Source organism: Klebsiella sp. LTGPAF-6F, from assembly GCF_001753185.1.
Lineage (GTDB): Bacteria > Pseudomonadota > Gammaproteobacteria > Enterobacterales > Enterobacteriaceae > Klebsiella > Klebsiella michiganensis.
In genome coordinates, this window is the sequence record NZ_CP017450.1 from 306,324 (window position 1) to 321,278 (window position 14,955).

Here is a 14,955-nt window from a genome sequence, read left to right on the forward strand (position 1 = left end):
AGCATCTGCACATGAAAACCCGTACCCAACAAATCGAAGAATTAAACAAAGATTGGACGAATCCGCGCTGGGAAGGCATTACTCGCCCATACAGCGCCGAAGATGTGGTGAAGCTGCGCGGCTCGGTCAACCCGGAATGTACTCTGGCGCAGCTGGGCGCGGCAAAGATGTGGCGACTGCTGCACGGGGAAGCGAAAAAAGGCTACGTCAACAGCCTGGGCGCGCTGACCGGCGGTCAGGCGCTGCAGCAGGCGAAAGCGGGCATTGAAGCGATTTATCTTTCCGGCTGGCAGGTCGCAGCGGACGCCAACCTGGCCTCCAGCATGTATCCGGATCAATCGCTCTATCCGGCGAACTCGGTACCGGCCGTGGTCGATCGGATCAACAACAGCTTCCGCCGCGCGGATCAGATCCAGTGGTCTGCGGGCATTGAGCCGAACGATCCGCGTTATACCGATTATTTCCTGCCGATCGTCGCCGATGCGGAAGCGGGGTTTGGCGGCGTGCTTAATGCGTTTGAGCTGATGAAATCGATGATTGAGGCCGGTGCAGCGGCCGTACACTTCGAAGACCAGCTGGCATCGGTGAAAAAATGCGGCCATATGGGCGGCAAAGTGCTGGTTCCCACGCAAGAGGCGATTCAGAAACTGGTCGCCGCGCGTCTGGCGGCGGACGTCATGGGTGTGCCGACGCTGGTGATCGCTCGCACTGACGCCGATGCGGCGGATTTAATTACCTCAGACTGCGATCCTTACGATCGCCAGTTCATTACCGGCGACCGTACCAGCGAAGGTTTCTTCCGTACCCATGCCGGTATCGAACAGGCCATCAGCCGCGGGCTGGCCTACGCGCCCTATGCCGACCTGGTGTGGTGTGAGACCTCTACCCCGGACCTTGAGCTGGCGAAGCGCTTTGCCGACGCGATCCACGCGAAATATCCCGGCAAACTGCTGGCCTACAACTGCTCGCCGTCGTTTAACTGGCAGAAAAAGCTGGATGATAAAACCATTGCCAGCTTCCAGCAGCAGCTGTCGGATATGGGCTACAAGTATCAGTTCATCACCCTGGCCGGTATTCACAGCATGTGGTTCAACATGTTCGACCTGGCCCACGCCTACGCCCAGGGCGAGGGGATGAAGCACTACGTTGAGAAGGTCCAGCAGCCGGAGTTCGCGGCGGCTAAAGATGGCTACACCTTTGTCTCTCATCAGCAGGAGGTCGGCACCGGCTACTTCGATAAGGTCACCACCATTATCCAGGGCGGAGCCTCATCAGTCACGGCGTTAACCGGCTCTACAGAAGAAGATCAGTTCTGATAATTTCCCCCTCTCCCTCTCTCCGGGGGAGAGGGATGGGTGAGGGGGAAGAGATGACGCGTGGCCTGGAATTATTGATTGCTCAAACTATTTTGCAGGGTTTTGACGCCCAGTACGGTCGTTTTCTTGAAGTGACTTCCGGCGCCCAGCAGCGCTTTGAACAGGCTGACTGGCATGCCGTCCAGCAGGCGATGAAGCAGCGTATTCATCTCTACGATCACCATGTCGGCCTGGTCGTCGAGCAGCTGCGCTGCATTACCGATGGTAAAAATACCGATACCGATTTTTTGCTGCGGGTAAAAGAACACTATACCCACCTGCTGCCGGATTACCCTCGTTTCGAAATTGCGGAGAGCTTTTTCAATTCCGTTTATTGCCGGTTGTTTGACCACCGCTCGCTGACTCCCGAGCGGCTTTTTATTTTCAGCTCTCAACCAGAGCGGCGCTTACGCGCCATCCCGCGCCCGCTGGCCAAAGATTTCTTCCCCGAGCGCGGCTGGGACACGCTATTACGCAAAGTGTTATCCGATCTTCCTCTCCGTCTGCCGTGGCAAAACAGCGCGCGCGATATCGGTTATATCACCGCTTGCCTGCAGGAGGCGCTCGGCAGCGAGCTGCTTTCCCGCTCGCACCTGCAGGTGGCGAATGAACTGTTTTACCGCAATAAGGCGGCCTGGCTGGTAGGCAAACTGGTTACGCCGATGGCGACGCTGCCTTTTCTTCTGCCAATCCATCGCACCGATGAAGGCGAATTGTTTGTCGATGCCTGTCTGACGACGCATGCCGAAGCCAGCATCGTTTTTGGCTTCGCCCGCTCCTATTTTATGGTTTACGCGCCGCTACCCGGCGCGCTGGTCGAGTGGCTGCGCGAGATTCTCCCGGGGAAAACCACCGCTGAACTGTACATGGCGATTGGCTGCCAGAAGCATGCGAAAACCGAGAGCTATCGGGAATACCTGCACTATATTTCCCGCAGCGATGAGCAATTTATTGAAGCGCCGGGGATTCGCGGCATGGTGATGCTGGTGTTTACTTTGCCGGGATTTGATCGGGTATTTAAAGTCATCAAGGACCGCTTTGCGCCGCAGAAAGAGATGACCGCCGCCCACGTGCGCGCCTGCTATCAGCTGGTCAAAGAGCACGACCGCGTGGGAAGGATGGCCGATACCCAGGAGTTTGAGAACTTCGTCCTGGAGAAACGGCAAATTGCGCCCGAACTAATGGCCCTGTTACAAACCGAAGCCGGAGCGAAAATTACCGATCTCGGCGATCGGATTGCGATCAGCCATCTTTATATCGAGCGGCGGATGGTGCCGCTGAATATCTGGCTGGAGCAGGTGGACGGTCCGGCGCTGCGCGATGCGGTAGAGGAGTACGGCAACGCCATTCGTCAGCTGGCCGCCGCCAACATTTTCCCCGGCGATATGCTATTTAAAAACTTTGGCGTCACGCGTCACGGCCGGGTGGTGTTCTACGATTACGATGAAATTTGCTATATGACGGAGGTGAATTTCCGCGAGATCCCGCCGGCGCGCTACCCGGAGGATGAACTCGCCAGCGAGCCCTGGTATAGCGTCTCGCCTGGCGATGTTTTCCCGGAAGAGTTTCGCCACTGGCTGTGCGCTGACCCGCGCATCGGACCGCTATTTGAAGAGATGCACGCCGACCTGCTGCGCGCCGACTACTGGCGGGAGCTGCAAACGCGTATCCGCAACGGCCACGTGGAAGACGTCTACGCCTATCGCCGCCGTCAGCGTTTTAGCGTGCGCTACGGCGACCTGAAGCAGGCGGGATAGCCGATGGCCTGCTTCAGGCTGCTTCGATAACGGCAAATTCTTCGTACACCAGCTCCATATCCGGCGCCCAGGTGCCTTCGCGTTCAAAGAATGCCTGATGCGCCGATTGCCAGTAAGCGAGGCTCAAATCACCTTCGCCCTCCAGCGCGGCGAGCTCAGGGCTCATTTCGTTAAAACGAATGAGCCTGAGGGTCAGGGTGCGTATCACGCAGACGGCTTTCCCTTTGCCGTCCAGCACAATGTGATACGCCCCCGGCGTCACGGGCGGCTGCTCCTGCTGATAGCTGGTAAGCGAGCCGCAGGTGCCGCGCTTCTTCCCGGCGATAACCAGGGCAGCCAGCTCGTCGGCCAGCGCCGGTGAATCGCCGAAAGACCAGCAGAAAGCAGAAGGGTATTTATCCTGCCAGTAGGATTTCAGATCGCTCATTTAGCGCACTCCGCCGTAGGCCAGCGTCACTTCTTTCGCCGCCTTAATCACCATCGCGCCGAACTCGGTCACGCGGTCATCGGTAATACGGGAAATGGGCCCGGAAATGGAGATGGCGGCGAACGGCTCACGATGTTCATCATAAATGCACGACGCTACGCAGCGCAGGCCCAGCGCGTGTTCTTCGTCATCAAACGAGTAGCCGCGCTTACGCGTCTGGGCCAGGTCCTCTTTCAGATGTACCGGTGATACCAGGGTGGCATGGGTATAAGCGTGCAGACCTTGACGGTGCAGCAGGCCGGTAACCTGCTCTTCGCTTAGCTGCGACAGAAACGCCTTTCCGGCGCCGGAAGCGTGCATCGGCAGCTTACCGCCAATCGGTGCCGACATACGCATCAGCTGCGTACACTGCACCTGATCGATAATAATCGCCTGATGATCGCTCTGGTCAAGCACCGCGAGGTTAACCGTTTCACCGGAATCTTCCATCAGCTGACGCAAAATCGGATGGACGATCGCCAACAGATTACGGCTTTGCAGGAAGCTGCTGCCGACGACGAAAGCATGGGCGCCCACCGACCAGTGGCCCAGCTCACCGACCTGACGAACAAAACCCAGCTGCTGCATGGTCGTCAGCAGGCGGTGAGTCGTGGAGTTAGGCAGGCCGGCCTGCTGGGCCAGTTCGGTCAGCGCCACGCTGCCGTGGGATTCAGCAATCCATTCGAGCAGCTTCAGTCCGCGGGTCAGGGACTGAACTTGCCCGCCGGCCGGAGCGGCGGCGGGGGAGGCAGGTTTTCTGCCGCGTTTTGCGGGAGCGGGGGTCGCCATCGCGAACTCCTTTTTTCTGTATCGTGGAAATGATTTTCGTTTTATTTGGCGATAATGCAATCACTACCCGACTGATCGGATGAGTGAAGCTGAACATGTCTCATCTTGCCCGCTGTTCTCTTTTCCACCCCTTCGGTTTGTGCCAGTATGGTCTGTTGAGTTTTTTCGGTCTGGTTGAGCGTTGTCGGGAGCGAGTGTGAGCAGCAAAGTTGAGCAACTGCATCAGCAGTTAAAAGCACGTATTTTGGTTCTGGATGGGGGCATGGGCACCATGATCCAGAGCTACCGTCTGAGTGAGCAGGACTTTCGCGGCGAGCGCTTTGCCGACTGGCCGTGCGACCTGAAGGGCAACAACGACCTGCTGGTTCTCAGCAAGCCGGATGTGATAACCGCTATCCACGATGCCTATTTTGCGGCCGGGGCGGATATCATTGAAACCAACACCTTTAACTCGACGACCATCGCGATGGCGGATTACCAGATGGAATCCCTGTCGGCGGAAATCAACTTTGTGGCGGCGAAACTGGCCCGCGCCAGCGCCGATGCCTGGACCGCACGCACGCCGGAAAAACCGCGCTACGTCGCAGGGGTCCTCGGCCCGACTAACCGCACTGCGTCCATTTCTCCCGACGTCAACGACCCGGCCTTCCGCAACATCACCTTTGACGGGCTGGTGGAAGCCTACCGTGAATCCACCAAAGCGCTGGTGGAAGGCGGGGCGGATCTGATTCTGATTGAGACTGTGTTCGATACCCTCAACGCCAAAGCGGCGATTTTTGCGGTTAAAGAGGAGTTTGAAGCGCTGGGGGTCGATCTGCCGATTATGATCTCCGGCACCATCACCGATGCCTCCGGGCGCACGCTGTCCGGCCAGACCACCGAAGCCTTTTATAACTCGCTGCGCCACGCCGATGCGCTGACGTTTGGCCTCAACTGCGCCCTGGGGCCGGATGAGCTGCGTCAGTACGTGCAGGAGCTGTCGCGTATCGCCGAATGCTACGTTACCGCCCACCCGAACGCCGGTCTGCCGAACGCCTTTGGCGAATACGACCTCGACGCCGACACGATGGCGGCGCAAATTCGCGAATGGGCTGAGGCCGGATTCCTGAATATTGTCGGCGGCTGCTGCGGTACCACGCCGGAACATATCGCCGCCATGAGCCGCGCGGTGGCCGGCCTGCCGCCGCGCCAGCTGCCGGAAATCCCCGTCGCCTGTCGTCTTTCCGGCCTTGAGCCGCTGAATATCGGCGATGACAGCCTGTTTGTGAACGTCGGCGAACGCACCAACGTTACCGGCTCGGCGAAATTCAAGCGCCTGATTAAAGAAGAAAAATATAACGAAGCGCTGGATGTGGCGCGCCAGCAGGTGGAAAGCGGCGCGCAGATTATCGATATCAATATGGATGAGGGGATGCTCGACGCCGAAGCGGCAATGACGCGTTTCCTCAACCTGATCGCCGGTGAGCCGGATATCGCCCGCGTGCCGATTATGATCGACTCCTCCAAATGGGAGGTCATCGAAAAGGGCCTGAAGTGTATTCAGGGTAAAGGCATCGTTAACTCCATCTCGATGAAAGAGGGCGTTGAGCCGTTTATCCAGCATGCGAAAAAGGTGCGCCGCTACGGGGCCGCCGTCGTGGTGATGGCCTTTGATGAAGTGGGCCAGGCCGATACCCGCGAGCGGAAAATTGAAATTTGCCGCCGGGCGTACAAAATTCTCACCGAAGAGGTGGGCTTCCCGCCGGAAGATATCATCTTTGACCCGAATATTTTCGCCGTGGCGACCGGGATTGAAGAGCACAACAACTATGCCCAGGACTTTATCGGCGCCTGCGAAGATATCAAACGCGAACTGCCGCACGCGCTGATCTCCGGCGGCGTCTCTAACGTGTCGTTCTCCTTCCGCGGCAACGACCCGGTGCGCGAGGCGATTCACGCGGTATTCCTCTACTACGCTATCCGCAACGGCATGGACATGGGCATCGTTAACGCCGGCCAGCTGGCGATTTACGACGACCTTCCCGCCGAGCTGCGCGATGCGGTTGAAGATGTGATTCTGAACCGCCGCGATGACGGCACTGAACGTCTGCTCGATCTGGCGGAAAAGTATCGCGGCAGCAAAACCGACGATACCGCTAACGCTCAGCAGGCGGAATGGCGCAGCTGGGACGTCAAAAAACGCCTCGAATACTCGCTGGTTAAAGGCATTACCGAATTTATCGAGCTCGATACCGAAGAAGCCCGCCAGCAGGCCGCGCGTCCGATTGAGGTTATCGAAGGGCCGCTGATGGACGGCATGAACGTGGTCGGCGACCTGTTCGGTGAAGGGAAAATGTTCCTGCCGCAGGTGGTGAAATCCGCCCGCGTCATGAAGCAGGCGGTGGCCTACCTCGAACCTTATATTGAGGCCAGCAAAGAGAAAGGTTCCAGCAACGGCAAGATGGTCATCGCCACCGTGAAGGGTGACGTTCACGACATCGGCAAGAATATTGTCGGCGTGGTGCTGCAGTGTAACAACTACGAAATCGTCGATCTTGGCGTGATGGTGCCTGCGGATAAAATCCTGAAAACCGCCCGCGAGGTTAACGCCGACCTGATTGGCCTCTCCGGGCTGATTACGCCGTCGCTGGATGAGATGGTCAACGTGGCGAAGGAGATGGAGCGTCAGGGCTTTACTATTCCGCTGCTGATTGGCGGCGCAACCACCTCGAAAGCGCACACGGCGGTGAAAATCGAGCAGAACTACAGCGGGCCGACGGTCTACGTGCAGAACGCCTCGCGCACCGTTGGCGTGGTCGCCGCGCTGCTGTCCGATAGCCAGCGCGATGATTTTGTCGCCCGTACCCGCAAAGAGTACGAAACGGTACGTATTCAGCACGGGCGTAAAAAGCCGCGCACCCCGCCGGTCACGCTGGAGGCCGCGCGCGATAACGACCTGGCCTTTGACTGGGCAAGCTACACCCCGCCGGTGGCCCATCGTCTGGGCGTGCATGAGGTTGAGGCCAGTATCGAAACCCTGCGTAACTATATCGACTGGACGCCGTTTTTTATGACCTGGTCGCTGGCCGGTAAGTATCCGCGCATTCTGGAAGATGAAGTGGTCGGCGAAGAGGCGCAGCGCCTGTTCAAAGACGCCAACGAACTGCTGGATAAGCTCAGCGCCGGGAAGGCCCTGAATCCGCGCGGCGTGGTGGGGCTGTTCCCGGCTAACCGCGTCGGCGACGATGTTGAAATCTATCGCGATGAAACCCGGACTCACGTGCTGACGGTGGGGCATCATCTGCGCCAGCAGACGGAGAAAGTCGGCTTTGCCAACTACTGCCTGGCGGATTTTGTCGCGCCGAAGCTGTCGGGGAAGGCGGACTATATCGGCGCCTTTGCGGTGACCGGCGGCCTTGAGGAAGACGCGCTGGCCGACGCCTACGAAGCGCAGCACGATGACTACAACAAGATTATGGTGAAGGCGATTGCCGACCGCCTGGCGGAAGCCTTTGCCGAGTATCTGCATGAGCGGGTGCGTAAGGTTTACTGGGGTTATGCGGCGAACGAAAACCTCAGCAACGAGGAGCTGATCCGCGAGAACTACCAGGGAATTCGCCCGGCGCCGGGCTATCCGGCCTGCCCGGAGCACACCGAAAAGGCGACGATCTGGGAACTGCTGGAGGTGGAAAAACGCACCGGCATGAAGCTGACGGAATCTTTTGCCATGTGGCCCGGCGCGTCGGTTTCCGGCTGGTACTTCAGCCATCCGGACAGCAAATACTTCGCGGTAGCGCAAATTCAGCGGGACCAGGTGGAAGACTATGCGTTGCGTAAGGGGATGAGCGTAGCGGAAGTGGAGCGCTGGCTGGCGCCGAACCTCGGTTACGATGCCGACTGATCCACCAAACCGTTATCTTTCCTTACAACTAACAGGGCGCTCAACGAGCGCCCTGTCTCTTTATTGTGCGTAAACCCTTATACTGAAGGAAGCTTGCGATCGTTGCCGTCGGATAAGCGAAGCGCTATCCGGCCTGTAACGGTTTATGAGTTTCGGGAACGAATAAATATAAGGAGAAGCTGATTCCGTGTTAACTCTGCTACACCTGTTGTCCGCCGTCGCCCTACTGGTGTGGGGCACCCATATCGTCCGTACCGGCGTAATGCGCGTCTACGGCGCTCGTCTGCGAAGCGTACTCAGCAGCAGCGTGGAGAAAAAACCGCTCGCCTTCTGCGCGGGGATCGGCGTTACCGCGCTGGTGCAGAGCAGCAACGCCACCACCATGCTGGTCACCTCTTTTGTCGCCCAGGATCTGGTGGCGCTGGCCCCTGCGCTGGTGATGGTGCTGGGCGCTGACGTCGGTACCGCGCTGATGGCGAGGGTGCTGACCTTCGATCTGTCCTGGCTTTCGCCGCTGCTGATTTTTATCGGCGTGATTTTCTTCCTTGGGCGCAAGCAAACGCGCGCGGGCCAGCTCGGGCGCGTGGGGATCGGTCTGGGCTTGATTCTGCTGGCGCTGGAGCTGATCGTTCAGGCGGTGCATCCCATCACCCAGGCTAACGGCGTGCAGGTGATTTTTGCCTCGTTGACCGGCGATATTATGCTGGATGCGCTGATCGGCGCGGTGTTTGCCATCATCAGCTATTCAAGCCTGGCAGCGGTGCTGCTGACCGCAACGTTAACCGCCACCGGCGTGATTTCGTTTCCGGTGGCGCTGTGCCTGGTGATCGGCGCCAACCTCGGATCCGGGCTGCTGGCCATGCTAAACAACAGCGGCGCTAATGCCGCCGCGCGCCGCGTGGCGCTCGGCAGCCTGCTGTTTAAGCTGGTGGGTAGCCTGATTATCCTGCCGTTTGTGCATCTGTTGGCAAACGTCATGGATGAGCTTCCGCTGCAAAAATCCGAACTGGTTATCTATTTCCACGTCTTCTACAACCTGATCCGCTGTATAGCCATGGTGCCGTTTGCCGGCCCCATGGCTAACCTCTGTAAGCGTCTGATTCGCGATGAGCCCGAGCTGGACGCGCGGCTGAAGCCGAAGCATCTTGATACTTCGGCTCTGGATACGCCCGCCCTGGCGCTGGCCAATGCTGCCCGCGAAACCCTGCGTATTGGCGATGCCATGGAGCAGATGCTGGAAAGCCTGCATAAAGTGATGCACGGCGAGCCGCGTGAGGAGAAAGAGCTGCGGCGGATGGCGGACGATATCAACGTACTTTACACCGCCATTAAGCTCTATCTGGCGCGGATGCCGAAAGAGGAGCTGGCGGATGAGGAGTCCCGCCGCTGGGCGGAAATTATCGAAATGGCGCTTAACCTCGAGCAGGCTTCGGATATCGTCGAAAGAATGGGCAGCGAGATCGCCGATAAATCGCTGGCCGCGCGGCGCGCGTTCTCCATGGAGGGATTAAAAGAGCTGGATGCCCTCTACGAGCAGCTGCTCAGCAATCTGCAGCTGGCGATGTCGGTCTTCTTCTCCAGCGACGTGCCGAGCGCCCGCCGCCTGCGCCGCAGCAAGCATCGTTTTCGTATCATGAACCGTCGTTACTCGCATGCCCACGTTGACCGCCTGCATCAGCAAAACGTGCAGAGTATTGAGACCAGTACGCTGCACCTGGCGCTGCTGGGCGATATGAAGCGTCTGAATTCACTTTTCTGCTCGGTGGCCTATAGCGTGATGGAGCAGCCGGATGAGGACGATGAGCGCGATGAGTATTAAGCGCTGATGTGCCGCCAGACATCCCCGGCTCGCGCTGCGCTTAGCCGGGCTACAGGTATACCGCGGTCTGCGGGATGGTAGCCCGGACAGATGCGCAGCATCGCCTCCGGGGAATTATGCCACTCTGCGCTTTGCTCCCGGGGGCGGCGCAGAGCGCCTTGCCCGGGCTACGAGATCTCCACCGTCTGCGGGATGGTAGCCCGGACAGATGCGCAGCATCGCCTCCGGGGAATTATGCCGCTCTGCGCTTTGCTCCCGGGGACGGCACAGAGCGCCTTGCCCGGGCTACGAGTTCTCCACCGTCTGCGGGATGGTAGCCCGGACAGGCGCGCAGCGCCGCCTCCGGGAAACGTGCGCACGGGGTTTAGAAACGATGACCGGCGTTGAGGGTCACCGCGTCTTCTCCGGCTCTGAATACCAGCGTTGGATTCGGGCCGCCAAGGGTAGCGTGGCCCTGCGTCACCTGTATCCAGTTGCCTTCCGGCAGGCCGATAATCGTCAGCTCCGGCGCAACCACCAGCAGCTCGCGGATCCGCTGTTCGCGGGTCTCGCCTTTATGGCCTTCCGGCAGCGCGTTGGTGAAATGCGGGTTAATTTGCAGCGGGAACAGCCCCAGCGCAGCAAAACCGTTAGGGTCGACAATCGGCATATCGTTAGTGGTGCGAATCGTCGGGCAGGCCAGGTTAGCGCCCGCGCTCCAGCCGATATACAGCGCCCCGCGCTTCACCACATCCACCATCGGCGCCAGCAGGCCGCGTTCGCGGCACTCTTTCAGCAACTGAAAGGTATTGCCGCCGCCGACGATAACTATCTCCGCATTCTCAATCGCCGACACCGGGTCCGCGACGCTGTGAATACCGGTAACCGTAACGCCCATTGGGCTGAAGACGGCGGCGGTTTTCGCGGTGTAATCATCCCAGGTTTGCGTCACCCCGGCAAAAGGGATGAATACCGCAGAACGGCGGCCATTTAGCTGCCCGGCAATGGTCGGCAGCGCATGTTCCAGCCAGGCTTTGCCCGGCAGCGTTGAGTTACTCAATAGCAGCAGTTCCATTATTTCTCCATTTGACCAGATGATTATTCGGGCAGAGATGTTATCACAGGATATCTCACCGCTTGCTGACGTGGCTCACGCTGGGACGCGCTGAGCAAAGCGGAGCGGTGATTATTGGCGCAGCGACTCTCTGAATTAATCTGGAAAGCGCCTCGCAGACTGACTCTACCGGGCGTGACAGGTTAGCGGGAACCGCTTAGTTTTACGTTGATGATTCACAGGCAAAGGAATAGAAAATGCTCGTTTATTACGCTAATCTGAGGCATGTCATGCGCATTACCATGGGGGCTATCATGCGCACTACGTCGAACGTTAAAAAATCAGTCAATGTCTCGCTTTCGCCTGAAATCCTGGAAGAGGCGCGTAAGCTTAAAATCAACATTTCGGCGGTTTTAACGGAAGCTTTACTTGAGAAATTTCGTGAGCACAAACGTGAAGAGTGGTTACGAGACAATAAGAAATCGATCGATACGATTAACCAATGGGTAGAAGAAAACGGTTCGTTTAGTGATTTTCAAAGGCCGTTCTGATGGAACAATATTGCGCTTATGAGAATACGGGAAGCGGTAAAAAGGTTTTCCCTTATTTAATCAACCTGCAGCATCCGGTCGCGAATGTCCTGAAGCATATCCTGGTTGCCCCTGTGATAGAACAAAACCAACTACCTGATACCCAGCCTCCGACCAAAATTTGTCCCGTGATTACGATTGCCGGTCAAACTTATATTGTGATGACGCATATGATGGCGGGTTTACCGCAGAAAGAACTGGGCAAGCGGGTTGCTGATTTGACGGCGGACAGGGCTGCGCTGCGCGATGCAATCGCCTTTCTGATCAACGGTTATTAGAGCGCCCTCCCTGGCGCTCTCCGTTTTGCCCTTATCCTCTGGCAAAGGCCGCGGCTTCAGCGACCAGCGCCGCGTCCGGACGCACGCCGGTGTAGAGCGCAAACTGCTCCACCGCTTGTAGGGCAATCACCTCCGCGCCGCTGATAACGCGCTTGTCCAGCCTCTGCGCCAGCTTGATGAGCGGGGTTTCCGGCGGCAGAGCGACCACGTCAAATATCACGTCGGCCCGTTCCACCATCGTCGGGCTAAAGGCCAGAGTTTCGCTTTCCGCGCCGCCCGCCATGCCGAGCGGCGTGACGTTAACCAGAATATCCGCCGCGATTCCCTCCGGCCTGGGCTGCCACTGAAAACCGTACTGCTTTGCCAGCGCCAGGCCGCGCTCGCGATGGCGGGCGGCGATAATCACATCGCGGAAACCGGCATCGCGGAAGGCGGCGATGACCGCTTTGCCCATTCCGCCGCTGCCCTGGATCATCACTTTGGCTGAGGAATCGAGCTGATAGCTGTCAATCAGGCTTTTCACCGCGATATAGTCGGTATTCAGCCCGGTCAGCCTGCCGTCGTCGTTGACGATGGTGTTGACCGAATCAATCGCCTTTGCCGAAGGGTCAAGCGCGTCAAGATACGCTATGCAGCTCTCTTTAAACGGCATTGAGACCGCGCAGCCGCGAATGCCTAATGCGCGCACGCCGTTTACCGCCGCGGCTATATCCTGGGTCGTAAACGCTTTATAGATATAGTTCAGCCCCAGCTTTTCATACAGGTAGTTATGAAAGCGGGTGCCGAAGTTACCCGGGCGACCGGCCAGCGACATGCACAGCCGCGTATCGCGATCAATCATGAGTAATATCCTCCGCGTGGGCCAGCAGGTACTCTTCCGCCTCTTTTGACCAGATACCGTGGTGACGTTCCATAATCGCCGCCAGCTGCGGGTCGCTAATGTTTCCCAGCGGCGTAAGCGGAATGTTTTTTCCGGTATAAACCAGCTTCTTACCGCCGCCTACCGCCGGTAAATCCAGGGTGGTCTCGCCCGCCGCGTTCAGCCCCAGAATATGAGTCACCACCTTCGCGGTCTGCACCTTTTTCTCCTGCATCAGCGCTACGGCGGCGCGCATATCATCGGTATTGCCGCCGGAGGTGCCCACGTAGTGGGTGAAGGCGTAATGCACATCGTAAAAATTGATCGGTGCGCTGAACTGCTTATCCTGCGGGCCGGCGAAAAAGTTCAGGCAGCCGTCCGGGGCCAGCAGCGAGGATGCCAGGGTGATGAGCTGTTCGTTAGGGACGAAGACGAAGATATCGTCAAAGCCGTGGCCGCCGGAGAGCGCCATCAGCGTTTCGCGGCTGGCGTCGCGCCCATCCAGATAGTGAATCAACGTTTGCGGCTCGGAGGGATAGTGCTGGCGCGCATAGCTGAGCTTTGGCTTATTGGTGTCGGTGACCACCAGCAGCGCCGGGTTGATCGGGCCATGCAGCGCGTAGTCGATGGCCAGCAGGCCCATCGGGCCGGTGCCGCCGAGGATCAGCGTGCGCCCCTGCGGACGAATGCCCATCACATGGTTATAGCTGCCTTCCTGCAGATGATAGTTAGCGTTGAAGGCGCCAATCACGCAGGAAAGCGGCTCCACCAGCGAGCCTTCAAACCAGGTATCGCCTTCCCAGGAAAGCAAACAATCCTGTTCCATCACCTCGTTGGGGATCACCACGTGGGTGGCTTCGCCGCCGATCCATGGAAAAGAATAACCGGGGCAGTCCGGGCGATCCGGCAGCTGTAGGTTGGCCTGAATCACATAGCGCTGGCCGGCGTGAAACTTGTGCTGCCATTTTTTGCCGACGGCGATAATCTCCCCGCAGAACTCATGGCCGATAATGATTGGGTTGGTCGCCACATCGTCAGGCACCTTTTTGTGGTCCTCGCCCTGGTTCGCCTCTTTCCACGAGGAGAGGCACAGGCTGTCGGTGACCACCCGGGCGAGAATTTCATCATCCTGCATCGCCGGGAGTTCGAAGGTTTCCAGGCGCAGATCGCGTTTGCCGTAGAGCCGCAGGGCTGTTGTTGTTTGCATGTTTACCACCTCATCCCCTTCATCTTTCGCATGACGGCTGCGAAATCTTTTGGGTCTAACTTGTTGAAGTAGCCCCGGCATCGCCGGGGCGGAAAAATCAGGACAGGAAGCCCAGCGCGTTACCGATAATCCCCAAACCGAAGAGGGCGAAAATCAGCCATACCGGGTTCACTTTCTTATTGAGCAGGCGCACCATCAGCAGCGTCAGGCCCAGAGCCAGCAGGCCGGGGCAAAGCTGATCGAGGATGTTTTGTACGGTCATGGTGACGGTTGAGCCGTCAGCGCCCGGGGTTTGCGAGACCACCAGCGGGACGTTGATGGTGGTCCACTTGGTGACCAGTACGCCCATCACAAACAGGCCAAGAATGGAGGCGCCTTCGGTCAGTTTTTGCAGCAGGTTGCCGCCCATATCGCTGACGATATTGACCCCTTTACGGAAGCCAAGCTGTAGCCCGTACCACTTCATCGCCAGACGTACCGCGTTGAAAATAAAGAAGAACAGCAGCGGTCCAAGAATATTGCCGGAGAGCGCCAGCGAGGCGCCGAGGGCGGCGGTAATCGGCCGCAGCGTGCCCCATACCAGCGGGTCGCCCACGCCTGCCAGCGGCCCCATCAGGCCAACTTTGATCCCGTTGATGGCGCCATCGTCGATAGCGGCGCCGTTGGCCCGGGCTTCCTCCATCGCGGCGGTGACGCCAATCACCGGCCCGCAGACTGCCGGAGTGGTGTTGAAGAACACCAGATGACGCTTCAGCGCGGCGACCTGATCCTCCTTCAGCGGGTAGAGGCGCTTGATGGCCGGGATCATGTCGTAGCAGAAGCCAAGCCCGTGAATACGTTCGAAGTTGAATGACGCCTGCTGCAGGTTGGAGCGCAGAAACATGCTCACCAGGTCGCCTTGGGTAATTTTTCTCTGTTCCAT

Annotated in this window: 12 protein-coding genes; 6 read left to right on the top strand and 6 right to left on the bottom strand. The window is 58.5% G+C overall.

Annotated elements, in window-relative coordinates; all coding sequences use genetic code 11:
• Positions 1 to 11 precede the first annotated feature (11 nt).
• Both aceA and aceK read left to right on the top strand, forming a co-directional pair.
• On the top strand, positions 12 to 1,316 hold the full coding sequence (gene aceA / locus BJF97_RS01435) for an isocitrate lyase (RefSeq protein ID WP_014837113.1): 1,305 nt from the start codon (positions 12 to 14) through the stop codon (positions 1,314 to 1,316).
• Positions 1,317 to 1,369: 53 nt separating this feature from the next.
• Positions 1,370 to 3,112: a bifunctional isocitrate dehydrogenase kinase/phosphatase gene (gene aceK, locus BJF97_RS01440; RefSeq protein ID WP_032695065.1), complete on the top strand. Its 1,743-nt coding sequence runs from the start codon at positions 1,370 to 1,372 to the stop codon at positions 3,110 to 3,112.
• A gap of 13 nt (positions 3,113 to 3,125) precedes the next feature.
• Here aceK and BJF97_RS01445 read toward each other — a convergent pair whose 3' ends face one another.
• Both BJF97_RS01445 and iclR read right to left on the bottom strand, forming a co-directional pair.
• Complete coding sequence (locus tag BJF97_RS01445) at positions 3,126 to 3,530, bottom strand: ASCH domain-containing protein (RefSeq protein WP_089046458.1); 405 nt, start codon at positions 3,528 to 3,530, stop codon at positions 3,126 to 3,128.
• 9 nt (positions 3,531 to 3,539) lie between these two features.
• Positions 3,540 to 4,367 carry a glyoxylate bypass operon transcriptional repressor IclR gene (gene iclR, locus BJF97_RS01450; protein ID WP_004097706.1) on the bottom strand — a complete coding sequence of 276 codons (828 nt, stop codon included), beginning with the start codon at positions 4,365 to 4,367 and terminating at the stop codon, positions 3,540 to 3,542.
• A 196-nt stretch (positions 4,368 to 4,563) separates the two neighbouring features.
• On the opposite strand from iclR, the gene metH reads away from it, so the two are divergent.
• Together metH and BJF97_RS01460 are read left to right on the top strand one after the other, a co-directional pair.
• Entirely contained in the window at positions 4,564 to 8,247 is a 3,684-nt protein-coding gene (gene metH / locus BJF97_RS01455) for a methionine synthase (protein ID WP_025107717.1), read from the top strand.
• A gap of 187 nt (positions 8,248 to 8,434) precedes the next feature.
• Positions 8,435 to 10,066: a Na/Pi cotransporter family protein gene (locus BJF97_RS01460; protein ID WP_032695066.1), complete on the top strand. Its 1,632-nt coding sequence runs from the start codon at positions 8,435 to 8,437 to the stop codon at positions 10,064 to 10,066.
• Positions 10,067 to 10,430: 364 nt separating this feature from the next.
• Here the strand turns inward: BJF97_RS01460 and pepE are convergent, their stop codons facing one another.
• A complete protein-coding gene (gene pepE / locus BJF97_RS01465; protein WP_014227515.1) occupies positions 10,431 to 11,120 on the bottom strand; it encodes a dipeptidase PepE in 690 nt (229 codons plus the stop codon).
• A 236-nt stretch (positions 11,121 to 11,356) separates the two neighbouring features.
• Here pepE and BJF97_RS01470 point away from each other — a divergent pair, with 236 nt between their 5' ends.
• Both BJF97_RS01470 and BJF97_RS01475 read left to right on the top strand, forming a co-directional pair.
• On the top strand, positions 11,357 to 11,650 hold the full coding sequence (locus tag BJF97_RS01470; protein ID WP_004138471.1) for a type II toxin-antitoxin system CcdA family antitoxin: 294 nt from the start codon (positions 11,357 to 11,359) through the stop codon (positions 11,648 to 11,650).
• On the top strand, positions 11,650 to 11,967 hold the full coding sequence (locus BJF97_RS01475; protein ID WP_014227516.1) for a CcdB family protein: 318 nt from the start codon (positions 11,650 to 11,652) through the stop codon (positions 11,965 to 11,967). The genes BJF97_RS01470 and BJF97_RS01475 overlap by 1 nt, the downstream gene beginning before the upstream one ends.
• Before the next feature lie 31 nt (positions 11,968 to 11,998).
• Here the strand turns inward: BJF97_RS01475 and BJF97_RS01480 are convergent, their stop codons facing one another.
• From BJF97_RS01480 to BJF97_RS01490, 3 genes are all read right to left on the bottom strand, one after another.
• Positions 11,999 to 12,808 carry a shikimate 5-dehydrogenase gene (locus tag BJF97_RS01480; protein WP_014227517.1) on the bottom strand — a complete coding sequence of 270 codons (810 nt, stop codon included), beginning with the start codon at positions 12,806 to 12,808 and terminating at the stop codon, positions 11,999 to 12,001.
• On the bottom strand, positions 12,801 to 14,033 hold the full coding sequence (gene sorE / locus BJF97_RS01485; RefSeq protein ID WP_014837120.1) for an L-sorbose 1-phosphate reductase: 1,233 nt from the start codon (positions 14,031 to 14,033) through the stop codon (positions 12,801 to 12,803). The genes BJF97_RS01480 and sorE overlap by 8 nt, the downstream gene beginning before the upstream one ends.
• A 97-nt stretch (positions 14,034 to 14,130) precedes the next feature.
• The gene (locus tag BJF97_RS01490; RefSeq protein ID WP_004127729.1) at positions 14,131 to 14,955 is read right to left on the bottom strand and encodes a PTS system mannose/fructose/sorbose family transporter subunit IID; all 825 of its coding nucleotides are present in this window, start codon (positions 14,953 to 14,955) and stop codon (positions 14,131 to 14,133) included.

What these genes read in the sequence shown, in the direction of transcription:
- aceK (WP_032695065.1), top strand. Translation starts at nt 1,370, where the DNA reads ATGACGCGTGGCCTGGAATTATTGATTGCTCAAACTATTTTGCAGGGT.
- BJF97_RS01480 (WP_014227517.1), bottom strand. Translation starts at nt 12,808, where the DNA reads ATGATTGATCGCGATACGCGGCTGTGCATGTCGCTGGCCGGTCGCCCG.
- BJF97_RS01490 (WP_004127729.1), bottom strand. Translation starts at nt 14,955, where the DNA reads ATGGAACAGAGAAAAATTACCCAAGGCGACCTGGTGAGCATGTTTCTG.
- sorE (WP_014837120.1), bottom strand. Translation starts at nt 14,033, where the DNA reads ATGCAAACAACAACAGCCCTGCGGCTCTACGGCAAACGCGATCTGCGC.
- pepE (WP_014227515.1), bottom strand. Translation starts at nt 11,120, where the DNA reads ATGGAACTGCTGCTATTGAGTAACTCAACGCTGCCGGGCAAAGCCTGG.
- aceA (WP_014837113.1), top strand. Translation starts at nt 12, where the DNA reads ATGAAAACCCGTACCCAACAAATCGAAGAATTAAACAAAGATTGGACG.
- BJF97_RS01475 (WP_014227516.1), top strand. Translation starts at nt 11,650, where the DNA reads ATGGAACAATATTGCGCTTATGAGAATACGGGAAGCGGTAAAAAGGTT.
- iclR (WP_004097706.1), bottom strand. Translation starts at nt 4,367, where the DNA reads ATGGCGACCCCCGCTCCCGCAAAACGCGGCAGAAAACCTGCCTCCCCC.
- BJF97_RS01470 (WP_004138471.1), top strand. Translation starts at nt 11,357, where the DNA reads ATGCTCGTTTATTACGCTAATCTGAGGCATGTCATGCGCATTACCATG.